Below are 24781 nucleotides of genomic sequence, written 5' to 3' on the forward strand. Positions count from 1 at the left end.
GTGCGAGTGTGTGCGCTCTGATGCCCTCACCCTGACCCTCTCCCACAGGGAGAGGGAACAAACACTAAAAACGGCAACTTACGTTGCCGTTTTGCTTTCACCCTGGCCTCATCAGAACTTATAATCCACGCCCACAAAGTAGCGACGGCCATCTTCCGTGTAGCTGTAATCGTCACGGCTCAGATCTTTATCCAGCAGGTTCTGCACGCCCGCGCGCAGCTTAACCGCTTTCGTTACCTGCCATGCCGCACCGGTATTCCAGATCACGTAGCCGCCCGGCGTCGGTTCGCCGCTGGTCAGCGCGCGTTTCTCGCCCTTATAGTTGCCCTGCACGTAGAAGGACCAGTCCTGCGTTGCCTTCCAGTCAACGGTTCCGTTGGCGGTGTGGAACGGCAGTTCGGACAGCGGTTTGTTGCCGCCGTTGCTGATGTCACGCCCGTCGTTATAGGTGTAGTTCAGCGTCACCTTCCAGTCTTCGGCAACCGGGAACTTCACCTCGGTTTCCACCCCGCGGATGCGCGCCTTGTTGACGTTGTAATACCGGAAAATAGGCTCGCCGTCGGCATTCAGCCCGACGTAGTTCGGGTAGCTTTGCGCCTGATTCACATTGGCCGTACGGCTGATGCTGATGCGGTCATCCACATCGTTCTGGAAGGTGGTAATGCTGGCCTGCACGCCCTCTAACCAGCCCTCTTCCCCGCTGTAGTAAAGACCGAGCTCAAAGCTTTCGCTGGTTTCTGGTTTCAGATCCGGGTTACCCACAATTTCACAGGCGCCGCGGCACGAGCCGGTCACCCAGTCCGGGCTAAGCTGCAGCAGAGACGGAGCCTTAAACGCGGTCGCCCAGCCGCCTTTCACCGTTACGGTATCGGTCGCGTTGTAGACCAGATAGGCGCGCGGGCTCCAGTGATCGCCATAGGTTTCATGGTCATCCATACGGATGCCGGTTGTCAGCGCCAGAGGTTCAAAGATACGCCACTCATCTTCCAGGAACAGCGCGTACTGGCTTGCCGAGGTCGTGCTGCTGGAGCCGCCCGTCAGGTTAACGGGGTCCTTCAGCTTGTCGTGGCGCCACTCGCCGCCGAAGGTCAGCATCTGGTTGATTTCGCCGAGCGGCAGGATGTATTTCCCATCCACCGCGTTGCTCTCGGAGGTGATCGGATTGCTGTTACCCGGGTTTTTGTTATCGACCTTCTCGCCGTAGACCTTCAGCTCGCTGTTGCCCACGTCCCAACGGCCGTTGTGGCTGAGGGAGTAGTTCTGACGCTCAAGACGGTTTTTGTCGAGGGAATCGGATTCGCGATCCTGACGGTCAAAGCCATAGCCCGCGGTGAAGTCGTGGTTTTCCGTCGGCGTCCAGGCGAATTCAACGTTGGCATCGCGGCTGGTAAAGCCCTCAATGCGCGGCGTTTCACCGGTCGCGGTGGAAGAGGATTTTTGCTGATCGTCTTTTTCGCGCTTAGAGACGCTGCCGTAGGCCTTAAGCCCCAGCACGCCATCGACCAGCGGGCCGCTGGTGTAGAACTGGCCGTTGTTGGTATCACCGCGATCGCGGTGTTCCTGAATAGTGGAATCGGCACTCAGGGTTCCGGTCCATTTCTGGCCGATTTTTTTGGTAATAATGTTGACCACGCCGCCCAGGGCGTCGGAACCGTAGAGGGATGACATCGGTCCGCGCACCACTTCGATACGCTCAATGGCGTCAACCGGCACCCAGTTCAGGTCAAAATCGTTATGGCGGAATACGGCGTTGCGGGAGTTAACGCGCTTGCCGTCAACCAGGATCAGCGTATAGCTGCTGTCCAGACCGCGAATACTTACCCCTTTGCGGTTGTCACCTTCGTCAGTGAGCTGTACGCCCGGCACATCCTGTAACACATCTTTCAGGTTCTGAACGGGTTTACGCTGCAAATCTTCCTGGGTGATGACGCTGATGCTCGCCGGTGCGTCTTTCAGGTTTTGCTCGGTCGCGGAGGCCGTTACAACCATTGTGTCGCCGGATTCCGCAGCGATGACAGGCAGTGCCAGGGACATTGCGGATGCACAAAGCCCTCCCCTGACGATGGGATTCAACCTAAACATTCCATATCTCCATGAGGTAAATACAACTAAATCAGATAATTATTACTCACAAGGTGTTTCTGCCCGCCTGCTTCTCTGGCCGGTCGGGTACCTGCTCATTTTTCCGTAACGATAAAGCAAACGATAACTATTATCAATTTAATTGTTAATAAATATATCCGTTCTTCATACTGTGGAGACAAAAAAGCCCGCTCGAATGAGCGGGCTGAAGAGAGAAAGTGCGGTTATTATTTAAATCGTTCCGGGAAATCCATTTCACCGTAGCGAACGAAACGGGTTCCTTTCGTCAGCTTGTAGCCAAACCAGATGATCAGGAACAGCGGAATACCAATGTAGGTGGCCGTCACCGCGCCCCAGTCAATGGAATCCGCAAGGAAGGCTTCATAGTTCTGTCCCAAGGTAATAATCAGGCACAGAATGAAGGCAAAAATCGGCCCCAGCGGGAAGAATCCTGAGCGGTACGGCAGGTTGTTCAGGTCATGACCCTGCATCACGTAGCCGCGACGGAAGCGGTAGTGGCTGATGGCAATCCCCAGCCAGGCGATAAAGCCCGTCATGCCGGAGGTATTCAGCAGCCACAGGTACACCGTCTGGTTGCCGAACATGGAGGTCAGGAAGCACAGACCCGCAATCACCGTGGTCGCATACAGCGCGTTGCGCGGGACGCCCCCACGCGACAGTTTGGCAAAGATACGCGGCGCTTTACCGTCGCAGGCCAGGGTGTAGAGCATACGGGTGGACGCATACATACCGGAGTTACCCGCCGACAGCACCGCCGTCAGGATCACCGCGTTCATCACCGCCGCAGCCGAGAGCAGGCCCGCGTGCTGGAAGACCAGCGTGAACGGGCTGACGCTGATGTCTTTCACATCGTTGCGCAGCAGGCTCGGATCGGTATACGGAATGATCAGGCTGATAATCAGGATGGCGAACACATAGAACAGCAGGATACGCCAGAACACCTGACGCACCGCGCGCGGAATGTTCTTCTCCGGGTTTTCAGACTCACCGGCGGCGATACCGATAAGCTCGGTGCCCTGGAAGGAGAAGCCAACAATCATTGCCACGCCAATCATCGCCGAGAAGCCCCCGGCAAACGGCGCATCGCCTATCGTCCAGTTACTCCATCCGGCAGGTTCGGCCCCTTTGAAAATACCCACGATCATCGCCACGCCGACAACGATAAAGATGATGACGGTAGCCACTTTAATTAAAGAGAACCAGTATTCAGCTTCGCCGAAGCCGCGCACGGAGATGTAGTTCAGCAGGAAGATGACGGCAAGGAACAGTGCGCTCCAGATCCAGCCCGGCGTATCCGGGAACCACCAGTTCATCACCAGCTGCGCAGCGACCAGGTCAACGGCGATGGTCACCGCCCAGTTGTACCAGTAGTTCCAGCCCAGCGCGAAGCCGAAGCCTTCTTCAACGTATTTTTGGCCGTAGGTGGAAAACGAGCCGGACACCGGCATGTACGCCGCCAGTTCGCCCAGACTGGTCATCAGGAAGTACACCATCAGGCCAATCAGCATATAAGAGAAAAGTGCCCCGCCCGGGCCTGCTGCCGAAATCGTTGCGCCAGAAGCAACGAAAAGACCTGTACCGATTGAACCGCCGATAGCGATCATCGTCAGGTGACGCGCCTTAAGTTCGCGACGTAGCGCGGGCGCTTCTGTGGTTTTAGTTTCTGAAACCATGTGAAAATGCTGTCCATTTAATAAATGAGGCGCGATTGTAGCAGACGATCTGCGTTCCTTCCGGCAGAAATCCCCAGTTATAAGAGAGCTTCATGACTCGGCCAGGATTATAAGTAAAGCAGAAATAGGGTCGTTCCCCTCACCCTGACCCTCTCCCCAAAGGGGAGAGGGGACTTAAAACACCCTCTCCCCTTTGGGGAGAGGGCTGGGGTGAGGGGCGCTTTCACATTTCGCAGTAGCGCAGAAAACGCTGCAGAGAGCTGGAAAGGTGTTTCTGGCGGTGATGAATGCACCACAGCGTGCGCACCAGCTTCGGCAGTGGGACGGGGATTTCAACCAGCGAGCCGGTTTCCAGCTGTTCAGCAATCACGCGTCGGGAAAGACAGCTGATGCCCAGCCCGTGACGCACCGCATGCTTGATGGCTTCTGAGTTTCCCAGCTCCATGCCCAGCTGGAACTTCGGCAGGTGCGAGAGCAGTAAATAATCAACAATCTCGCGCGTGCCGGAACCCTGCTCGCGCAGGATCCACTGCGCCTGCGCCAGCCGCTCCAGCGTCACCTCACCCTGGAGTAAAGAGGAGGCCGGGGATGCAAAGACCACCAGCTCATCCTCCAGCCAGGGCTCGGCGATAATATCCACGTTGTGGCATGGCCCTTCGATCAGCCCGATGTCCACGCGGAAATCGATCACCGCATTGATGACGTCCTGGCTATTGCCGACGCTCATTTCCAGCGGCAGGGTCGGGAAATCCCGGCGGTAGCGGGCAATCACTTCCGGCAGGATATAGTTGCCGATGGTGCTGCTGGCAAAGACGCGGATCGCACCGTTGTCTTCGCGGAACAGCTGTTCTATCTCGATGGCCTGCTCCAGCAGCGCCAGCGCGCGCGGGTACAGGAGACGTCCGTGCTCGTTGACCACCAGCCGCTTCCCTACCCTGTCGAACAGCTGCACGCCCAGCTGGCCTTCAAGATCGGTCAACGCGGCGCTAACCGCCGACTGAGAGAGAGAAAGCATCTGCGACGCCTGGGTTGTCGAGCCGCTTTTCAGCACTTCAGCAAAGACTTCCAGCTGGCGCAATGTAATGTGCATGAGGAGTTACCACTTATATAGATTAATTATAAATATATAATCAATTTTATTTTTAAGCCAGCACGCCGTAACCTTTTAGCCAGACAAAGGAGAAGGTTATGTCCGAAATTACCTTACAGCATCATCGTACAGTGTGGCACTTCGTGCCGGGTCTTGCCCTCAGCGCCGTGGTTACCGGCGTGGCGTTATGGGGCGGCAGCATCCCCGCCGTCGCGGGAGCGGGTTTTAGCGCGTTAACGCTGGCCATACTGCTCGGCATGGTGGTCGGGAATACCGTTTACCCGCACATCTGGAAATCCTGCGACGGCGGCGTGCTCTTCGCCAAGCAGCATCTGCTGCGCCTCGGGATCATCCTTTATGGCTTCCGCCTCACTTTTTCGCAGATTGCGGACGTGGGCGTCAGCGGCATCGCCATCGACGTCCTGACCCTCACCAGCACCTTCCTGCTGGCCTGCTTTATCGGCCAGAAGATCTTTGGCCTGGACAAGCAAACCAGCTGGCTCATCGGCGCGGGGAGCAGCATTTGCGGCGCGGCGGCGGTGCTGGCTACGGAACCCGTTGTTAAAGCAGAGGCCAGCAAGGTGACCGTTGCGGTGGCGACGGTGGTGATCTTCGGTACGCTGGCGATCTTCCTCTATCCCGCCATGTATCCGCTGGTGGCGCACTGGTTTAGCCCTGAAACCTACGGCATCTATATCGGCTCTACCATGCACGAAGTCGCGCAGGTGGTGGCAGCGGGTCACGCCATCAACCCGGAAGCGGAAAACGCGGCGGTGATTGCGAAAATGCTGCGCGTCATGATGCTGGCCCCGTTCCTGATTTTCCTGGCCGCCCGCGTTAAGCAGCTGGCGCCGGCTGGCGGCAACGAGAAGAGCAAAATCACCATTCCGTGGTTTGCGATCCTGTTTATCGTGGTCGCGATTTTTAACTCCTTCCACCTGCTGCCGAAAGCCGCTGTGGATATGCTGGTGACGCTCGATACCGTGCTGCTGGCGATGGCAATGGCGGCGTTGGGGGTGACCACCCACGTCAGCGCGCTGAAAAAAGCCGGTGCGAAACCGCTGCTGATGGCGCTGGTGCTCTTCATCTGGCTGATTGTCGGCGGCGGCGCGATTAACCTCGCGGTGCACAGCCTGATGGCATAAACCATCTCGTCCTTCTCCTGCTAACCCGCTATCATATGCGTTTCGGGTTAGCAGGAGTTTTTTATGAAATATGTTGGAGCGCACGTTAGCGCTGCAGGTGGCCTTGCGAATGCCGCCATTCGCGCCGCCGAAATCGAGGCGACTGCTTTCGCCCTGTTCACCAAAAATCAGCGCCAGTGGCGCGCCGCGCCGCTCACCGCTGAAGTCATTGATGATTTCAAAGCCGCCTGTGAGAAATACCGCTACGGGCCAGGGCAGATCCTCCCCCACGACAGCTATCTGATTAACCTCGGCCATCCGGTTCAGGACGCGCTGGAGAAATCCCGCGAGGCGTTTCTTGATGAAGTGCAGCGCTGCGAACAGCTGGGGCTGACGCTGCTGAACTTCCATCCGGGTAGCCATCTGATGCAAATAGATGAAGACGCCTGCCTGGCTCGCATTGCCGAGTCCATTAACATTACGCTGGATAAAACCAAAGGCGTCACCGCAGTGATCGAAAACACCGCAGGTCAGGGCAGCAACCTCGGCTTTAAGTTTGAGCATCTGGCGGCGATTATTGACGGCGTAGAGGATAAATCCCGCGTGGGGGTGTGCATTGACACCTGCCACGCGTTTGCGGCCGGGTATGACCTGCGCACCACCGAGGCGACGAAGCACACCTTCGATGAGTTTGAGCGCATTGTCGGCTTTCAGTACCTGCGCGGGATGCACCTGAACGATGCGAAAAGCGCGTTCGGCAGCCGCGTTGACCGCCACCACAGCCTGGGCGAAGGCAATATTGGCCACGATGCGTTCCGTTTTATCATGCAGGACGCCCGCTTCGACGGCATTCCGATGGTGCTGGAAACCATTAATCCGGATATCTGGGCGGAAGAGATTGCCTGGCTGAAGGCTCAGCAAACCGCTGAACAGGCGGCATAAAAAAAGCCGGGTGCATAATGCAACCCGGCTTTTTTGTTGTTTATCGCTTACGCTGCTTTTGCCACAACTTCCGCTTCCGGACGCTTCAGCACCGCGTAGGACAGACCCGCCACCAGCGTACCGGCAACGATTGCCAGCAGATAACCCAGCACCGGGGTGATAGCGCCTGGGATCAGCAGTACGAACAGACCGCCGTGCGGCGCCATCAGCTTCGCGCCCACCGCCATTGAAATAGCACCCGTTACCGCGCCACCGACGATACAGCACGGCAGAACGCGCATCGGGTCGCGGGCCGCAAACGGAATCGCACCTTCGGTGATGAAGCACAGGCCCAGCACCAGCGCCGCCTTGCCGCCTTCCTGCTGCGCTTTGTCGAACTTGCGACGGGCAATAATCGTCGCCAGGCCGAGCGCCAGCGGTGGCACCATGCCTGCCGCCATGATCGCGGCCATCGGCGCGTAGGTCTGGGTACTCAGCAGGCCAACGCCAAACGCGTACGCCGCTTTGTTCACCGGACCACCCATGTCGGTACACATCATTCCGCCGAGGATCGCACCCAGCAGGACCGCGTTCGCCGTTCCCATGGTTTGCAGCCAGTGGGTCAGACCCGCCAGGATGCCCGCAACCGGCTTACCGATCAGGTAAATCATCGCCAGGCCGACCACCAGGCTGGAGATCAGCGGGATAATCAGAATCGGCTTCAGCGCTTCCATACTCTGCGGCAGCTTCAGCTTAGAGCTGATGAGCTTCGCAACGTAACCCGCGAGGAAGCCGGCAATGATACCGCCGATAAAGCCGGAACCGGTGCTTACCGCCAGCATACCGCCGATCAGACCCGGCGTCAGGCCAGGACGGTCAGCAATGGAGAAAGCGATAAAGCCCGCCAGCACCGGCACCATCAGCGCGAACGCTGAGCCGCCGCCGATCTGCATCAGCGCAGCAGCCAGCGTGCCTTCTTCTTTAAATGCGGTGATACCGAACGCAAAGGAGAGCGCGATACACAGGCCGCCCGCCACCACCATCGGCAGCATGTAGGAGACGCCGGTCAGCAGATGACGATATGCCCCCGCAGACTCCTTTTTCCCTTCGGTAGCGGTTTTCGCGGCACCGGTCGCCTGATACGGTTTCGCTTCAGCCAGCGCCTTATCAAACTCCTGCGCGGTCTTTTTCAGCGCCAGTCCGGTAGAGGTGCGGTACATCGGCTTGCCGGCAAACTTCGCCAGATCCACTTCGATGTCCGCGGCAACGATCACCAGATCGGCCTCCGCCACTTCTTCAGGAGTTATGGCATTGCCCGCGCCAACGGAGCCGCGCGTTTCAACTTTTACCCACCAGCCGCGTTTTTTCGCTTCGGTTTCAATGGCTTCAGCCGCCATAAAGGTATGTGCGACGCCCGTAGGACAGGCGGTAATCGCAACGATGCGTTTCGGACCAGCCGCCGCAGCCGGAGCCGCCGCGACAGGTGCGCTGTAGGCCGTCGCGTGGCCTTTCGCTTCGCTCAGAAACAGTTCAGGATGTGCCACGGCGCGATTAATATCGCCCAGCCACACTTTTTTGCCGTTCAGCGCGCTGTCGGCCGGGATTTTATCGCCCAGGACAATCGCCAGTTCGGCATCGCCCGGATTATCGATAATCTCCAGGTGTGCTTTTTGTGCCGCCGCGCCCAGCAGGGTCTTCGCCATATAGGCGCGAGCCTGTCCGAGACCGGAGTCAATGATCAGCAGCGTTTTCATTATTCCTCTCCTGCTGTTAGTTAAAAGGTTTTAAGTCAACGCGCGCCATCATCGCGGCCAACTGGGTACGATCGGTAATACCGACATTGCTCTGGCTCACGGCCAGGGCAGCAACGGCGGTGGCAAGACGTAACGTATGTTCACTGGATTCACGCATCAGCAGGCCATAAATCAGGCCGCCAACCATGGAATCCCCGGCGCCAACGGTGCTGACAACTTCCATTGACGGCGGTTTGGCGATCCATTCGCCAGACGCGTTAACCCACAACGCCCCTTCTGCGCCAAGAGAAATCACCACGTGAGCGATACCCTGCTCGCGAAGCGCATGGGCAGCTTCAATGACATCTTTTAATTCTGGCAGCTTACGGCCCGCCCAGATCTCCAGCTCACGGCGATTTGGCTTCACCAGCCACGGCGCGGCTTTCAGGCCGGCGACCAGCGCATCGCGGCTGCTGTCAAAGATGATGCACGGACACTGGCTGCGCAGGCGCGTCATCCAGTCGGTGAAGGCTTCCGGGCTCACGCCGGACGGCAGGCTGCCGCTGACGCACACCATATCGAACTGGCCCAGCCAGGTCAGGGAATCGTTAACGAAACGCTCCCAGTCGGACGGGGTGACTTCAAAGCCGGAGAAGTTCAGATCGGTCACTTCGCCGTCTTTCTCGGTCAGCTTAACGTTGATGCGGGTACGGCCCTGCACCACCTGGAAGCGGTTAGCAATCCCTAGCTCGCTGAACAGCTGCTGGAATCCGTCCTGGTTATCTTTACCGAGGAAGCCGCCAACGGTGACGTCAATACCGAGGTCTTTCAGCACCTTCGCGACGTTAATCCCTTTACCTGCCGCATGCAGGCCGGTGGTGCGCACGAGGTTTACTTCGCCGCGTTCGATTTCCGGGCAAAAACCCACCAGATCGTAAGCCGGGTTCAGCGTAATGGTTGCAACACGTCTGCTCATTATGCGCCCTCCCCCAGGCCCGCCGCGATGGCATCGCCAATGGCTTTCAGCGCCTGTTCAGCATCGGCACCCTGCGCGGTGAAGCGCAGACGGTGGCCCTTCTTCACGCCGAGCGCGACGACTTTCATCAGGCTGCGGCCGTTGGCCGGCTTGCCAGATCCATCCAGGTTGGTCACGGTGATCTCGCTTTCAAATTGTTTAATGGTGTTCACCAGCATGGTGCCAGGACGGGCATGCAGACCGTGTTCGTTACGCACCACGTACTCGGCGCTCAGCACATCGTCGGTCAAGGCATCATCGCTGGTCAGCAGCGCCAGCACGGTTGCGGCATCGGCGTTCAGCAGCTTTTCAGCTTTGTTGTTCAGCAGGAGATCGCTCAGACGCTTCAGCACGGCAACCGGCTGGTCGTCGACCATCGCAACGGTCACCAGCATCGCGGCGCTAACGCCGTCTACGTCGAATGCGCTTGCCGCGCGGCTCACCGCAACGGCGCTGCGCAGGTTGCCTTCAGCGCTGTCGTTCAGCCAAATGCCCTGACCCAGGTTCAGGGGCATATCATTAATGACGCGCGTGACGAAGGTCGCATCTGCTGCACCGGCTTCTTTAAGACGGCCCGCGTTAAGCGCCTGCAGCGTCACCAGATCGGAAGCGACAACGTCCAGCGTCAGGGTTTCATTATCCAGCTTCAGCGCTTCGCTCTGCTTTTCGCCCATCAGCAAGGCGCGCAGTTCTTCAGCGGTGGTCGCAGATTTCAGCTGCTCAGCTACGGAGTCATCGCTCAGCACGTGCGTCAGCTGGCGCAGTAGACCTAAGTGCTCGTCGCTGCTGGCGGCAATACCGATAGCGACATAAGCCACCTGACCATCACCCCAGAGCACGCCCTGCGGAAACTGATAAACCTGAACGCCGGTTTTCAGCACCTGGTCGCGGGTATCGGTCGTGCCGTGCGGAATGGCGATACCGTTGCCGAGGAAGGTTGAGGTCTGCTGCTCGCGCGCCAGCATGCCGTTGACGTAGCCATCTGCCACGTTGCCGGCCTGCACAAGGGCAGCTGCAACCTGGCGAATAGCCTCTTCTTTGTCCCCGGCCTGAGCACCCGGGTGGATATCCTGTACAGATAACTGGAACATGGTTCTCCTCTCCTGCTGAACTTGAATCGTTTCAGCCTTAATGAGAAAAAATGCGCTAACCTGCTCCGTCAGTTAAAACAAGAAAGCGCTGAAACGTTTCAAGAAGTCTTGTCCTTTCTGCAAGGCGTTGCAAGAAAAGTTACATTTCTCATTTCAGAATTTTGAGATACAGCACATTTCTTCATCGTTCAGCTGAAACCTGCTGACGTTCAGCAAACCATTTTCAGCTAAGATCAGCCATAAGCTGAAACTGAAATGCCATTTTGATTTTTTGTAGCGAAATTGACCGCACCACCTGTTTATTTTCTGACAAGCGGCGTACACTCCGCCTCTCTCTGTTACTCGCTAATCAATGACCATGCATAACACCCCCGCTGCCGCCTCTCCAAAGCCTTTTGATCTGACGTCAACGGCGTTTTTGATTGTTGCCTTCCTCACCGGGATCGCCGGTGCGTTACAAACGCCAACGCTGAGTTTATTTCTGACCAACGAAGTCCACGCGCGCCCGGCGATGGTTGGCTTCTTCTTTACCGGAAGCGCCATCATCGGCATCCTGGTGAGCCAGTTTCTGGCGGGACGCTCCGACAGAAAGGGGGACCGCAAAAGCCTGATCGTGTTTTGCTGTCTGCTGGGCGTATTCGCCTGCGTGCTGTTTGCCTGGAATCGCAACTACTTTGTTCTGCTGTTTGTTGGCGTGTTCCTGAGCAGCTTTGGTTCGACCGCTAACCCGCAGATGTTCGCCCTTGCCCGTGAACATGCCGACCGCACCGGGCGTGAAGCGGTTATGTTTAGCTCGATTCTTCGTGCTCAGGTGTCGCTGGCGTGGGTGATAGGCCCGCCGCTCGCCTACGCGCTGGCGATGGGGTTTGGCTTTACGGTGATGTACCTGAGCGCGGCCATCGCCTTTGTGGTGTGCGGCGCAATGGTGTGGTTCTTTTTGCCGTCGATGCGCAAAGAGCCGAAGCTGGCGACGGGCACGCTGGAAGCGCCGCGTCGTAACCGCCGTGATGCGCTGCTGCTCTTTATTATCTGTACGCTGATGTGGGGCACCAACAGCCTTTATATCATTAATATGCCGCTGTTTATTATTGACGAGCTGCACCTGCCGGAGAAGCTGGCGGGCATCATGATGGGCACCGCAGCGGGTCTGGAAATACCGACCATGCTGATTGCGGGCTATTACGCGAAGCGCTTTGGGAAACGTTTTTTGATGCGCATCGCGGCGGTCGCCGGTCTGCTGTTTTATGTCGGTATGCTGACGGTTCACACGCCGGGCTTACTGCTGGCCTTACAGCTGCTGAACGCCATCTATATCGGCATCCTGGCAGGTATCGGTATGCTCTATTTTCAGGATCTGATGCCGGGTCAGGCAGGGGCAGCCACCACCCTTTATACTAATACTACGCGCGTGGGCTGGATCATCGCAGGCTCCATGGCGGGCGTGGTTGCAGAGATCTGGAACTATCACACGGTGTTCTGGATTGCGCTGGTGATGTGCGCCCTGACGATCGGCTGCCTGACGCGCATCAAGGACGTTTAGGGCGCGGTGAGCGCTTCCAGCTCAAGAAGATATGTTATTGCCTGCGCCCGCGTGCTGCCGCACATGTCTGCAGAAGGCTGAAGCCCGGCGCACACCTTCGGGCGCAGCGGCGAACCAAAGATCATGCACAGATTGGTTGCAGAGAGCTGAACGCAGCGGGTGTTGGCAGGCTTGCCCTCCGGCATTCCTGGAATGGGGCTTGAAATGGACGGTGCGGTACAGCACGCGCCACAGTCTGGACGACAATCCATACATGCTCTCTGTTGGTGTTAACACCCGCGCAGTCGGGCATTGCGCGCACAGTAACACCTTTTATGTATTGATAGCAAAAGCCACGAATTCCTCTTGCCTGAAAGGCCGCGCGCGAGTAATTTGGCGCGATATTTTTTACCTCCCGTAGACAGGATTACTGCAATGCCAAGAGCGAACGAAATTAAGAAAGGTATGGTACTGAATTACAACGGCAAGCTGCTGATTGTGAAAGATATCGATATTCAGGCCCCGAGCGCCCGTGGTGCAGCAACGCTGTACAAGATGCGTTTCGCCGATGTCCGTACCGGCCTGAAGGTTGAAGAACGCTTCAAGGGTGACGATATCGTTGATACCGTCACCCTGACCCGTCGCTATGTTGATTTCTCTTACATCGACGGCAACGAATACGTGTTCATGGATAAAGAAGATTACACCCCGTATATCTTCACCAAAGATCAGATTGAAGAAGAGCTGCTGTTCATTCCTGAAGGCGGTATGCCGGACATGCAGGTTCTGACCTGGGACGGCGTGCTGCTGGCGCTGGAACTGCCGCAGACCGTCGATCTGGAAATCGTGGATACGGCGCCGGGCATCAAGGGTGCGTCTGCGAGTGCGCGCAACAAACCCGCTACCCTGACCACCGGTCTGGTTGTGCAGGTGCCGGAATACCTGTCTGCCGGCGAGAAAATCCGCATCCATATCGAAGAAAAACGCTACATGGGTCGCGCTGACTGATTGCGGCATTTGTCGGGTGGCGGCTTCGCCTTACCCGACCTACAAAAACACAAAAACCGGCTCTCAGGCCGGTTTTTTATTGTAGGCCCGGTAAGCGCAGCACCGGGCAACAGAGCTTACAGAAGCTCCGGATACTTCAGCATCTTCAGCGTCAGCTCAACGCCGCGCACTTCAGCCATCCCTTTCAGGCGGCCAATCGCCGAATAGCCAGGGTTAGTTTTCTTGCGAAGATCGTCGAGCATCTGGTGCCCGTGATCCGGACGGAACGGGATAGGACGCACGTCGCCCGCCTGCTTACGACGCACCTCTTCCGCCAGAATGGCATCCACCACCGCAACCATGTTCACATCGCCGCCCAGGTGCGCCGCCTCGTGGAAGGTTTTCGGGTTATCTTCGCGGCAGGTCGCACGCAGGTGCGTAAAGTGAATGCGATCGCCAAAGGTTTCAATCATCCGCACCAGGTCGTTATCCGCGCGTACCCCGTATGAGCCCGTGCACATCGTGAAGCCGTTATAGATGCTGTCCACCGTCTCTTTCAGCCACTGCATGTCTTCGATAGTCGAAACAATGCGCGGCAGGCCGAGGATTGGACGCGGGGGATCGTCCGGGTGTACCGCCAGACGCACGCCCGCCTCTTCCGCGACCGGCACGATAGCGCGCAGGAAGTGAGCCATGTTTTCGCGCAGCTGTTTTTTATCGATATCACCGTATTCCGCCAGACGCGCGCGGAACTGGTCCAGGGTGTAGCCTTCTTCTGCGCCCGGCAGCCCGGCGATGATATTGCGGGTCAGCTTTTCGACATCCGCTTCACTTGCCGCGTGGAACCACACGAGCGCCTGCTCCTGCTCTTCTGCGGTATAATCCGCTTCAGCACCCGGGCGCTTCAGAATGTGCAGCTCAAAGGCTGCAAAGGCAATCTGATCGAAACGCAGCGCTTTGGAGCCGTCCGCCATCTGGTACTCAAGATCGGTTCGCGTCCAGTCCAGGATAGGCATAAAGTTATAGCAAACGGTATCAATGCCGCAGGCCGCCAGGTTCCGAATGCTCTGCTGATAGTTGGCAATCCAGGTCTGACAGTCGCCTGAATGGGTTTTAATGTCTTCGTGAACGGGAATGCTCTCCACGACAGACCAGATTAACCCTTTTTCCGCCAGTACCGCCTGGCGCTTTTGAATTTCGTCTATTGGCCACACCTGACCATTAGGAATGTGATGCAGTGCCGTTACGACGCCCGTTGCGCCAGCCTGACGCACATCATCAAGAGAAACCGGATCGTTCGGCCCGTACCAACGCCAGGTTTGTTCCATTGCCCCACCCTCTCAAGTTGTTATACCAATATGTGTTAATGCAATGACGACTACCATACATGTTTAACCGTAAGGGTCAACTCACCGCCACGCATTGATTGATCAAACTCACAGAACAGCGATATTTACGGCTTACCAATTCAATTTGTTGTCATATAACTTTACACTGCCATTGTTAATTAATGGTTAATCAGGTGTGTATTTAATGAAGACAATTGCCTCTATCACGCTTCCCGCGCACGTTCAGCAGCCTCGCTATGACCGCAGCCAGCTGCGCTCCCGCATCGTCCACTTCGGCTTCGGGGCTTTTCACCGCGCGCACCAGGCGTTGTTAACGGACCGGGTGTTGAATGCAAACGGAGGCGACTGGGGCATTTGTGAGATTAGCCTCTTCAGCGGCGACGTGCTGATGAGCCAGCTGCGCGCGCAGGATCATCTGTTTACCGTGCTGGAAAAAGGCGCGGAGGGTAATCATCCCATTATTGTCGGTGCCGTACGTGAATGCCTGAATGCAAAACTCGACTCGCTTGCCGCCATCATTGAGAAATTTTGCGAACCGCAGGTGGCGATTGTCTCACTCACCATTACCGAAAAGGGCTATTGCATCGACCCTGCGGCCGGCAGGCTGGACATGCAAAACGCGCGCATTATTCACGACCTGGAACATCCGTCCGAGCCGCACTCCGCGCCGGGGATCCTGGTTGAAGCACTCCACCGCCGTCGCGAGCGCGGCATGCCGGCCTTCACCGTGCTCTCCTGCGACAATATTCCCGACAACGGCCACGTGGTGAAAAACGCCGTGCTCGGCATGGCGCAGAAACGCTCTGCCGCGCTGGCGGAGTGGATTAAAGAGCAGGTGAGTTTCCCGGGAACGATGGTTGACAGAATTGTGCCTGCGGCAACGGACGCCTCGCTTGCAGAAATCACGCAGGAGCTTGGCGTTGAAGATCCGTGCGCCATCAGCTGCGAACCCTTCATTCAGTGGGTCGTGGAGGACAACTTCGTTGCCGGGCGCCCGGAATGGGAAGTCGCTGGCGTGCAAATGGTGAAGGACGTCCTGCCCTGGGAACAGATGAAGCTGCGAATGCTCAACGGCAGCCACTCCTTCCTCGCTTACCTGGGTTACCTTGCTGGCTACGCGCATATTAATGAATGCATGGAGGACGCCTGTTTCCGCGACGCCGCGCGACGCTTGATGCTTGACGAACAGGCTCCCACCCTGCGCATTACCGATGTGGATCTCACGGCCTATGCCGACAGCCTGATTGAGCGTTTTGCCAACCCGGCGCTGCAGCACCGCACCTGGCAAATTGCGATGGACGGCAGCCAGAAGCTGCCCCAGCGCATGCTGGACGGCATTCGCGTGCATCTTGAGCGGCAAAGCGCGTGGCCCCTGCTGGCGCTGGGCGTCGCGGGCTGGATACGCTACGTAAGCGGTAAGGACGATCGCGGTAACGACATTGATGTTCGCGACCCGCTTAGCGGTAAGATCCGCGCTATCGTTGACGCCAGCGGTGACGCCGATCGCGTTAATGCCCTGCTGGAGCTGAGTGAAGTGTTTGGTCAGGATCTTGTGCAAAACGGCCGCTTTGTGGAGGCGGTGAATCAGGCATACCAGCGTATCGTCCGTCACGGCGCGCGTCAGGCTGTTATTGAAACGTTAAATATTTAGCGATTATTGCGGTTAAGGCGAACGGAAAAGGTCTTCGTTCGCCCCTCCTCTTCTCAATACGCTCTTTTTTCGTCAGGATGATGGATAATTGTTACAGCATCACAATTATCTCCCGGAGCGCATGTGACCAAAACCAACCTCATTACCGGTTTTCTCGGCAGCGGTAAAACCACCTCAATTCTGCACCTGCTGGCAAATAAAAACCCGGCGGAAAAATGGGCCGTGCTGGTCAATGAATTCGGCGAGGTGGGTATCGATGGCGCGCTGTTGTCCGACAGCGGCGCGATGATTAAGGAGATCCCGGGCGGCTGCATGTGCTGCGTGAATGGCCTGCCCATGCAGGTGGGCCTGAATACGCTGCTGCGCCAGGGGAAGCCAGACCGCCTGCTGATTGAGCCTACCGGCCTTGGACACCCGAAACAAATACTCGATTTATTGACCGCGCCGGTTTACGAACCGTGGATCGACCTGCGCGCCACGCTGTGTGTTGTCGATCCGCGCCAGCTGCTGGATGAAAAGGCCGTGGCTAACGAGAACTTCCGCGACCAGCTCGCCTCGGCAGACATCATCGTGGCAAATAAAGCCGACCGCGCCACGGCTGAAAGCCGTGCGGCGCTGGAGGCCTGGTGGCAGCACTTCGGTGGCGATCGTCAGCGTATTGAAGCCACGCAGGGGAATATTGACGTTGCCCTACTCGATCTCCCTCGTCGCAATTTGGCCGAACTTCCTGCAAGCGCGGAACATTCGCATAGCCATCCGGCGAAACAAGGTCTGGCCGCGCTGAGCCTGCCGGAACACCAGCGCTGGCGTCGCAATTTGAACAGCGGTCAGGGATATCAGGCCTGCGGATGGATTTTTGACGCTGATACCGTTTTCGACACGATCGGCATTCTTGAGTGGGCCAGACTCGCCCCGGTCGATCGCGTGAAAGGGATCATGCGCACTCCGGACGGACTGGTGCGGATTAATCGTCAGGGAAGCGATTTCTTTATCGAAACGCAAAACGTTGCCCCGCCGGACAGCAGAATAGAGTTAATTAGTGCGGTTAACGCCGACTGGAACGCACTGCAGTCCAGCCTGTTGAAGCTTCGTTTAAGTTCGGGCGGCTAACGTTGCCCCTGATTTAATTGTATGCTGAATGTTATGAAAACTCGATTTCCCTTGATATTGCTACTGAATGCCGCCGGCCTGGCGCTGTTTTTCTCCTGGTATCTCCCGGCGAATCACGGCTTCTGGTTTCCGCTGGATTCCACCCTCTTTCATTTCTTCAACCAGGAGCTGGTGAAGAGTGAAGCCTTCCTGTGGCTGGTTGCTATCACCAACAACCGCGCGTTTGACGGCTTTTCGCTGCTGGCTATGGGCTGCCTGATGCTCTCTTTCTGGCTGAAGGAGGACAAAACCGGGCGTCGTCGCATTATGATTATCGGCCTGGTGATGCTGCTTGCCGCAGTGGTGATTAACCAGCTGGCGCAGCATCTGATGCCGGTAAAACGTGCCAGCCCGTCGCTCTATTTCCCGAATATTCACCGCGTGAGTGAACTACTGCATATTCCAACCAAAGATGCTTCTAAAGACAGTTTCCCGGGCGACCACGGAATGATGTTGCTTATATTCTCCGCGTTCATGCTGCGCTATTTCGGCAAAAAAGCCTTTGCCGTCGCCCTGCTGATTGTGGTGGTATTCGCGTTTCCGCGCGTCATGATTGGCGCCCACTGGCTGACGGATATTGTTGTCGGCTCGCTCACAGCGGTGCTGATTGGTGCGCCCTGGGTTCTGATGACCCCGCTCAGCGATCGGTTAATTGCCCTTTTCGATCGCTATTTACCCGGCAAAACGCAACAAATTAAAAACAAATAAACAACCTGAATTAACACAATCCATCAGAGATCGTTTTCGATCCCTGATGGATTTTCATTCATCTTCCCCTCTCCCTGTCATCCTCTTGTCATACTATTCACGATATAAATGAATGCATTGCGCGATTTGCACTCAGATCTGCTGCTATTTCAGGCAATCCCGCAAATTCACTTTCTGTATCACAATTTCTTATAAAAAAATGGTTATTTTTACTCGCAATGACCTACGCAATCGGTTAATCTCGAACTCGTTTTGCCCCACTGAGAGAGTTATTTTCGTGGTGAATAAATTTGTGCGCTGCGCCACAAATCTGACCAGAAAGAATTGTCTCATTGTGAACAGATAATTAGTCTCGTCACGGTTGGCATTTTTATAACGATATTTATCGTTAAGGACTTCAAGGGAAAATACATAAAATGGTCAAATCTCAACCGATTTTGAGATATATCTTGCGGGGGATCCCGGCGATAGCAGTTGCGGTTCTGCTTTCGGCATGTAGTACATCGAACACCGCTAAGAATATGCATCCTGAGACGCGTGTTGTGGGAATAGAAGATTCCTCGTCACTGCAAGCCTCTCAGGATGAATTTGAAAATATGGTACGTAATCTGGACGTGAAGTCCCGCATTATGGACCAGTATGCTGACTGGAAAGGCGTGCGCTATCGCCTGGGCGGCAGCACGAAAAAAGGTATTGATTGTTCCGGTTTCGTACAGCGTACCTTCCGCGAGCAATTTGGGTTAGACCTTCCGCGTTCAACCTATGAACAGCAGGTCATGGGCAAGTCGATTTCACGTACCAAACTGCGCACAGGTGATTTAGTCCTGTTCAAAGCGGGTTCTACAGGTCGACATGTTGGCATCTATATTGGTAACGACCAGTTTGTACATGCCTCCACCAGCAGCGGTGTGACCATTTCCAGCATGAATGAACCGTACTGGAAGAAGCGCTACAACGAAGCGCGTCGCGTACTGACCCGCAGTTGATATCATGTTCGTATCGTTGGTTATCCCTTGGCTGGCGATACGATAAAAAAAGCACTGCTTCGGCGGTGTTTTTTTTTGCCCGTTACACTGTAAATATTAAGCGGCAATTCAGGAACCACGACGTCTATGTTCACCCGCTATTTCTCCAGCAATCGCAAGATCCTGCTCATCAGCATTCTTTCAGGACTTTTTGTCGCCCTGCTCCTGGGCTCGCTACAGTTTTTCTGGAGTTACCACAAGCGAGAAGTCAGGTACGACACCCTGATAAAAGACGTGAACATCTACATGCAGAGCTATTTCGACGAGCTGAAAACCTCTATCGATATCCTCCAGCCGCTGACCCTCAGCAATTGTCATGACGTCAACGCCGAACTGACCTCGCGCGCCGCCTTCAGCCTCAACGTGCGCGCCTTCCTGCTGGTCAGGGACAAAATGGCCTTTTGCTCATCCGCCACCGGCCCGATGAATGCCCCGATTGAGGAGCTTATTCCCGAGCTTCACATCAACAAGCCGATCGACATGGTGCTGCTGCCCGGCACGCCAATGCTGCCCAACAAGCCGGCCATCGCCATCTGGTACCGTAATCCGCTGGTAAAGGATGGGGGCGTCTTTACCTCGGTAAATCTCAACCTGACCCCCTATCTGCTCTACACCGCGCGCCAGGACGATTTTGCGGGCATTGCCATCATCATTGGCGACCATGCGCTATCGACCATGTCGAGCAACCTGATCGGCGCGAACGACCTGCATGAAGTGCCCGCTCGCACGGCTACGCTGAAAGATGTCCCGCTGACCATTAACCTCTATGCCGATGCGTGGACAAGCGATGAAATACTCTACGCCCTGTTCTTCGGCCTGGTGTGCGGTATTGCCGCCGGTTCGCTCAATTTTTATATCCTCACCATTCGTCAAAATCCGGGCAAAGAAATTTTAAGCGCGATCAAGCGAGGTCAGTTTTACGTGGTGTATCAGCCCGTTGTCGATGCCACCACGCTCAGGATGACCGGACTTGAAGTGCTGATGCGCTGGAAACACCCTACGATGGGTGAAATTCCCCCCGATGCTTTTATCAATTTTGCCGAAGCGCAAAAGCTGATTGTCCCGTTAACGCTGCATCTTTTTGACCTCATTATTGCCGATGCACCGGTGCTTGAAGGCGTGTTACCGCCGGGAGCCAAAATGGGCATCAATATTGCCCCGGGGCACCTGCATTCAGAAAGTTTTAAAGACGATATGCGCACCTTCAAGTCTCTGTTACCGCCCGATCATTTCCAGATCGTGCTGGAAATCACCGAGCGCGATATGCTTAACCATCACGAAGCCAATAACCTGTTCGAATGGCTACATAACGAAGGCTTTGAGATAGCGATTGATGATTTTGGCACCGGACATAGCGCGCTGATTTACCTGGAGCGCTTCACGATGGACTACCTCAAAATCGACCGGGGGTTTGTCAACGCGATTGGTACAGAAACCGTCACCTCGCCGGTGCTCGATGCGGTACTGACCCTGGCGAGACGCCTCAACATGCTGACCGTGGCGGAAGGCGTGGAAACGCCCGAGCAGGCGGCCTGGCTGCGCGAGCATGGCGTCAATTTCCTGCAGGGCTACTGGATTAGCCGCCCGATGCCGCTTGAGCAGTTCAGGATCTGGAAGCCTGATTTGCCGCCCGCAGGTGAATAATTTCACAATGCTTGCGACGTCACTTATTATTCAGCTTAATTGAGAACGAGGGAGACGCCGCAAGATGCTTATGCGCTTCATAGTGTTGCTGTTGGCATTAACCAGTCTGTCCAGCCAGGCGCAAACCATCAAAGAAAGCACCGCGTTCGCCGTGATTGGCGAACCCAAGTACGAGGTCAACTTTACGCACTTCGACTACGCCAATCCTGCCGCTCCCAAAGGCGGACAGGTGACGCTTTCCGCCACCGGCACCTTCGACAACTTCAACCGCTACGCCCTGCGCGGCGTGGCGGCGGCACGGACTGAATCTCTTTACGACACCCTTTTTGTCACCTCGGATGATGAGCCCGGCAGCTACTATCCCCTGGTCGCCGATAACGTCCGTTATGCCGATAACTTTGCCTGGGCTGAGGTTTCGATTAACCCACTGGCGCGTTTTCATGATGGCACCCCGGTGAAAGCCAGCGACGTGGCCTTCACGTTCCATAAGTTTATGACGGAAGGCGTCCCCCAGTTCCGTCTGGTGTATAAAGGCGCAACGGTTAAAGCCATTGCCCCGCTCACCGTACGCATCGAGCTGAGCAAGCCGAACAAAGAAGATATGCTGAGCCTGTTCTCGCTCCCCGTGATGCCGGAGTCGTTCTGGAAAAATCACAAGCTGAGCGACCCGCTCTCCATACCGCCGCTGGCGGGCGGCCCGTACCGCATCACCGACTGGCGTATGGGGCAGTACGTCGTCTATTCCCGCGTTAAGGATTACTGGGCAGCCAACCTGCCGGTAAACCGTGGCCGCTGGAACTTCGACACCCTTCGCTATGATTACTACCTCGACGATAACGTCGCCTTTGAGGCGTTTAAAGCCGGCGCTTTCGATTTGCGGGTTGAGAGCAGCGCTAAAAACTGGGCGACGCGCTATATCGGCAAAAACTTCGCGAAGGGTTACATCGTCAAGGATGAACACAAAAACGAATCGGCTCAGGACACGCGATGGCTGGCGTTTAACATTCAGCGCCCGGTATTTTCCGATCGTAAAGTACGCGAGGCGATCGCCCTGGCGTTTGATTTCGAATGGATGAATAAAGCCCTGTTTTACGGTGCCTACAGTCGGGCGAACAGCTATTTCCAGAATACGGAATACGCCGCCCGCCATTATCCTAACGCTGATGAACTGGTTCTGCTGGCGCCCTTTAAAGCAGAACTCCCGCCCGAGGTATTCACCAGCGTGTTTGCACCACCGAAATCTGACGGTAACGGTTTCGATCGCGCAAATCTTCTCAAAGCCAGCGCCCTTCTGGACGAGGCGGGCTGGGTGCTGAAAAATCAGAAACGGGTCAATGCTCAAACCGGCAAGCCGCTCAGTTTTGAACTGCTGGTCTCGTCGGGTGCCAATAATCAGTGGGTGCTGCCGTTTAAACAAAATCTTGACCGCCTGGGGATTACCATGAACATCCGCCAGGTGGATAACGCGCAAATTACCAACCGCATGCGCAGCCGCGACTACGATATGATGCAGCGCCTGTGGCAGGCACAGCCGTGGCCAAGTTCAGACCTGCAAATCTCCTGGGCATCCAGCTATATCGACTCTTCCTACAACGCGCCGGGCGTCAAGAGCCCGGTTATCGATGCGCTAATCGCAAAAATCGTGGCGGCGCAGGGCGATAAAGAGAAGCTTCTACCGCTTGGCCGCGCGCTCGACAGGGTCTTAACCTGGAACTATTACATGCTGCCAATGTGGTATATGGGCGAAGATCGCGTTGCCCGCTGGGATAAGTTTTCACAGCCCGCCGTGCGCCCCGTCTATACGCTAGGCTTTGATACCTGGTGGTATGACGTGAATAAAGCTGCAAAACTGCCGGCCGAGCGGCGTTAAGGAATTACGATGGGTGCTTATCTGATCCGCCGCCTGCTGTTGGTTATCCCAACGCTGTGGGCCATCATTACGATTAACTTTTTTATCGTGCAAATCGCGCCCGGCGGGCCGGTCGATCAGGCCATTGCCGCGGTTGAATTTGGTAACAGCGGCGGTATGCCCGGCGGCGGGGGCGAGGGGATGGGCGCAAGCCATGCCAGAACCGGCGTGGGCAATATCAGCGAAAGCCACTATCGCGGAGGACGCGGGCTCGATCCCGAGGTGATCGCCGAGATCACGCAGCGTTACGGTTTCGATAAACCGCTTCACGAGCGTTATTTCAACATGCTCTGGAATTACGTCCGCTTTGATTTTGGCGATAGCCTGTTTCGCAGTGCGTCAGTGTTAACCTTAATCAAGCAAAGCCTGCCGGTATCGGTGACGCTCGGTCTGTGGGGCACCCTGATAATCTATCTGGTCTCCATTCCGCTCGGCATCCGCAAGGCGATCGACAACGGCAGCCGGTTTGATATCTGGAGCAGCACCTTTATCATCATCGGCTATGCCATCCCGGCATTTCTGTTTGCCGTCCTGCTGATCGTCTTTTTTGCGGGCGGCAGTTATTTCGATATTTTCCCGCTGCGCGGGTTAGTGTCTGCCGATTTCAGCTCCCTGCCGTGGTATCAAAAAATCACCGATTACTTCTGGCATATCACGCTGCCGGTTCTTGCGACGGTGATCGGCGGTTTTGCCGCGCTGACCATGCTGACCAAAAACGCGTTCCTTGATGAAATCCGCAAACAGTACGTTGTCACCGCGCGCGCGAAAGGCGTGGGTGAAAAACAGATCATGTGGAAGCACGTTTTTCGTAACGCCATGCTGCTGGTGATTGCCGGATTTCCCGCCACGTTCATCAGCATGTTTTTTACCGGCTCGCTGCTGATCGAGGTGATGTTCTCGCTTAACGGTCTGGGCCTGCTGGGCTATGAAGCCACCGTGTCGCGCGATTATCCGGTGATGTTTGGCACGCTCTACATATTTACCCTGATTGGCCTGCTGCTGAATATCATCAGTGATATCAGCTATACGCTGGTCGATCCCCGCATCGACTTTGAGGGCCGCTGATGCCGCGTTTAAGCCCCGTCAATCAGGCCCGCTGGGCCCGTTTTCGCCACAATCGCCGCGGCTACTGGTCGCTGTGGATCTTTGCCGTTCTGTTTGTCCTGAGCATGTGCTCGGAGCTGATAGCCAACGATAAACCTCTGCTGGTGCATTTTAACGATCGCTGGTACGTACCCGTACTCGCCAACTATAGCGAAAGCGACTTTGGCGGCCCGTTTGCGACCCCTGCAGAGTATCAGGACCCATGGCTGCGCAAGCAGATCGAGCAGCATGGGTGGGCGCTCTGGGCACCGGTGCGCTTTGGGGCGAACAGCATTAACTTCGCCACCACCAGCCCCTTCCCTTCTCCGCCCTCCGCGCAAAACTGGCTGGGAACGGACGCTAACGGTGGCGATGTGCTGGCGCGCATTCTTTACGGCACGCGCATTTCCATCCTCTTTGGGCTGATGCTGACGCTCTTCTCCAGTGTGATGGGCGTGGTGGCAGGCGCCGTTCAGGGCTACTACGGCGGGAGAATCGATCTCTGGGGCCAGCGCGTGATTGAGGTGTGGTCAGGGATGCCGACGCTGTTTCTGATCATCCTGCTTTCAAGCGTGGTGCAGCCAAGCTTCTGGTGGCTGCTGGGGATCACCGTTTTGTTTGGCTGGATGGCGCTGGTCGGGGTTGTGCGCGCAGAGTTTCTGCGCACGCGTAACTTCGATTATATCCGTGCGGCGCAGGCGCTGGGGGTCAGCGACCGGGGGATTATTTTCCGCCATATGCTCCCTAACGCCGTGGTGGCGACGCTCACCTTCCTGCCCTTCATCCTGTGCAGCTCCATCACCACCCTCACCTCGCTCGATTTTCTCGGGTTTGGGCTACCGCTCGGCTCACCGTCGCTCGGCGAGCTGTTGCTGCAGGGCAAGAACAACCTGCAGGCGCCGTGGTTAGGTATTACCGCGTTTCTCTCTGTGGCAGTGCTGCTTTCGCTGCTGATCTTTATTGGTGAAGCCGTGCGCGACGCCTTCGATCCCAATAAGGCGGTATAA

Annotated in this window: 20 protein-coding genes; 12 read left to right on the forward strand and 8 right to left on the reverse strand. The window is 56.3% G+C overall.

Going from position 1 to position 24781, the window contains the following annotated elements; translation table 11 throughout:
• Nucleotides 1-111 precede the first annotated feature (111 nt).
• From cirA to yieE, 3 genes are all read right to left on the reverse strand, one after another.
• Nucleotides 112-2082, reverse strand: a complete 1971-nt coding sequence (gene cirA / locus VPX56_RS15070; protein ID WP_326467379.1) for a catecholate siderophore receptor CirA — start codon at nucleotides 2080-2082, stop codon at nucleotides 112-114.
• A gap of 227 nt (nucleotides 2083-2309) precedes the next feature.
• Complete coding sequence (locus VPX56_RS15075) at nucleotides 2310-3776, reverse strand: amino acid permease (protein WP_131634972.1); 1467 nt, start codon at nucleotides 3774-3776, stop codon at nucleotides 2310-2312.
• A gap of 223 nt (nucleotides 3777-3999) precedes the next feature.
• Complete coding sequence (gene yieE / locus VPX56_RS15080) at nucleotides 4000-4866, reverse strand: DNA-binding transcriptional regulator YeiE (protein WP_131634971.1); 867 nt, start codon at nucleotides 4864-4866, stop codon at nucleotides 4000-4002.
• Between the two features lie 98 nt (nucleotides 4867-4964).
• Between yieE and VPX56_RS15085 the strand changes: the two genes are divergently transcribed.
• Together VPX56_RS15085 and nfo are read left to right on the forward strand one after the other, a co-directional pair.
• Nucleotides 4965-6011: a YeiH family protein gene (locus VPX56_RS15085; protein ID WP_326467383.1), complete on the forward strand. Its 1047-nt coding sequence runs from the start codon at nucleotides 4965-4967 to the stop codon at nucleotides 6009-6011.
• Nucleotides 6012-6074: 63 nt separating this feature from the next.
• Nucleotides 6075-6932 (forward strand): deoxyribonuclease IV, encoded by an 858-nt coding sequence (gene nfo / locus VPX56_RS15090; protein WP_263609875.1) that lies wholly within the window; start codon nucleotides 6075-6077, stop codon nucleotides 6930-6932.
• 47 nt (nucleotides 6933-6979) lie between these two features.
• Here nfo and fruA read toward each other — a convergent pair whose 3' ends face one another.
• The 3 genes from fruA to fruB are packed head-to-tail and all read right to left on the reverse strand — an operon-like array spanning nucleotide 6980 to nucleotide 10750.
• Nucleotides 6980-8665, reverse strand: a complete 1686-nt coding sequence (fruA, locus tag VPX56_RS15095; protein ID WP_131634968.1) for a PTS fructose transporter subunit IIBC — start codon at nucleotides 8663-8665, stop codon at nucleotides 6980-6982.
• Nucleotides 8666-8681: 16 nt separating this feature from the next.
• On the reverse strand, nucleotides 8682-9620 hold the full coding sequence (fruK, locus tag VPX56_RS15100; RefSeq protein ID WP_131634967.1) for a 1-phosphofructokinase: 939 nt from the start codon (nucleotides 9618-9620) through the stop codon (nucleotides 8682-8684).
• Nucleotides 9620-10750: a fused PTS fructose transporter subunit IIA/HPr protein gene (gene fruB / locus VPX56_RS15105; protein WP_131634966.1), complete on the reverse strand. Its 1131-nt coding sequence runs from the start codon at nucleotides 10748-10750 to the stop codon at nucleotides 9620-9622. The genes fruK and fruB overlap by 1 nt, the downstream gene beginning before the upstream one ends.
• Nucleotides 10751-11108: 358 nt before the next feature.
• On the opposite strand from fruB, the gene setB reads away from it, so the two are divergent.
• Entirely contained in the window at nucleotides 11109-12290 is a 1182-nt protein-coding gene (gene setB, locus VPX56_RS15110; RefSeq protein ID WP_131634965.1) for a sugar efflux transporter SetB, read from the forward strand.
• Here setB and VPX56_RS15115 read toward each other — a convergent pair.
• Nucleotides 12287-12541, reverse strand: coding sequence for a YkgJ family cysteine cluster protein (locus tag VPX56_RS15115; RefSeq protein WP_131634964.1), 255 nt, complete (start codon nucleotides 12539-12541; stop codon nucleotides 12287-12289). The two genes, setB and VPX56_RS15115, sit on opposite strands and share 4 nt — an antisense overlap.
• Before the next feature lie 163 nt (nucleotides 12542-12704).
• On the opposite strand from VPX56_RS15115, the gene yeiP reads away from it, so the two are divergent.
• Entirely contained in the window at nucleotides 12705-13277 is a 573-nt protein-coding gene (yeiP, locus tag VPX56_RS15120) for an elongation factor P-like protein YeiP (RefSeq protein WP_006176435.1), read from the forward strand.
• 116 nt (nucleotides 13278-13393) lie between these two features.
• Here yeiP and uxuA read toward each other — a convergent pair whose 3' ends face one another.
• Nucleotides 13394-14584, reverse strand: a complete 1191-nt coding sequence (gene uxuA / locus VPX56_RS15125) for a mannonate dehydratase (protein WP_326467391.1) — start codon at nucleotides 14582-14584, stop codon at nucleotides 13394-13396.
• 205 nt (nucleotides 14585-14789) lie between these two features.
• Here uxuA and VPX56_RS15130 point away from each other — a divergent pair, with 205 nt between their 5' ends.
• The 8 genes from VPX56_RS15130 to VPX56_RS15165 all read left to right on the forward strand — a co-directional run bounded on the left by VPX56_RS15130 (nucleotide 14790) and on the right by VPX56_RS15165 (nucleotide 24781).
• Nucleotides 14790-16256, forward strand: a complete 1467-nt coding sequence (locus tag VPX56_RS15130) for a mannitol dehydrogenase family protein (protein ID WP_326467392.1) — start codon at nucleotides 14790-14792, stop codon at nucleotides 16254-16256.
• 123 nt (nucleotides 16257-16379) lie between these two features.
• Nucleotides 16380-17366 (forward strand): CobW family GTP-binding protein, encoded by a 987-nt coding sequence (locus VPX56_RS15135; protein ID WP_326467394.1) that lies wholly within the window; start codon nucleotides 16380-16382, stop codon nucleotides 17364-17366.
• 33 nt (nucleotides 17367-17399) lie between these two features.
• Nucleotides 17400-18113, forward strand: a complete 714-nt coding sequence (locus VPX56_RS15140) for a phosphatase PAP2 family protein (protein WP_326467396.1) — start codon at nucleotides 17400-17402, stop codon at nucleotides 18111-18113.
• A 416-nt stretch (nucleotides 18114-18529) separates the two neighbouring features.
• Nucleotides 18530-19099: a bifunctional murein DD-endopeptidase/murein LD-carboxypeptidase gene (mepS, locus tag VPX56_RS15145; protein WP_131634959.1), complete on the forward strand. Its 570-nt coding sequence runs from the start codon at nucleotides 18530-18532 to the stop codon at nucleotides 19097-19099.
• Nucleotides 19100-19225: 126 nt separating this feature from the next.
• Entirely contained in the window at nucleotides 19226-20782 is a 1557-nt protein-coding gene (locus VPX56_RS15150) for a cyclic di-GMP phosphodiesterase (RefSeq protein ID WP_263609870.1), read from the forward strand.
• 64 nt (nucleotides 20783-20846) lie between these two features.
• Nucleotides 20847-22652 carry an extracellular solute-binding protein gene (locus VPX56_RS15155; RefSeq protein ID WP_326467400.1) on the forward strand — a complete coding sequence of 602 codons (1806 nt, stop codon included), beginning with the start codon at nucleotides 20847-20849 and terminating at the stop codon, nucleotides 22650-22652.
• A 9-nt stretch (nucleotides 22653-22661) separates the two neighbouring features.
• Complete coding sequence (locus tag VPX56_RS15160; protein ID WP_131634956.1) at nucleotides 22662-23756, forward strand: microcin C ABC transporter permease YejB; 1095 nt, start codon at nucleotides 22662-22664, stop codon at nucleotides 23754-23756.
• Nucleotides 23756-24781, forward strand: a complete 1026-nt coding sequence (locus VPX56_RS15165) for an ABC transporter permease (RefSeq protein ID WP_263609868.1) — start codon at nucleotides 23756-23758, stop codon at nucleotides 24779-24781. The genes VPX56_RS15160 and VPX56_RS15165 overlap by 1 nt, the downstream gene beginning before the upstream one ends.

The sequence above is a fragment of the Enterobacter wuhouensis genome (genome assembly GCF_035835995.1).
Classification (GTDB): domain Bacteria; phylum Pseudomonadota; class Gammaproteobacteria; order Enterobacterales; family Enterobacteriaceae; genus Enterobacter; species Enterobacter wuhouensis.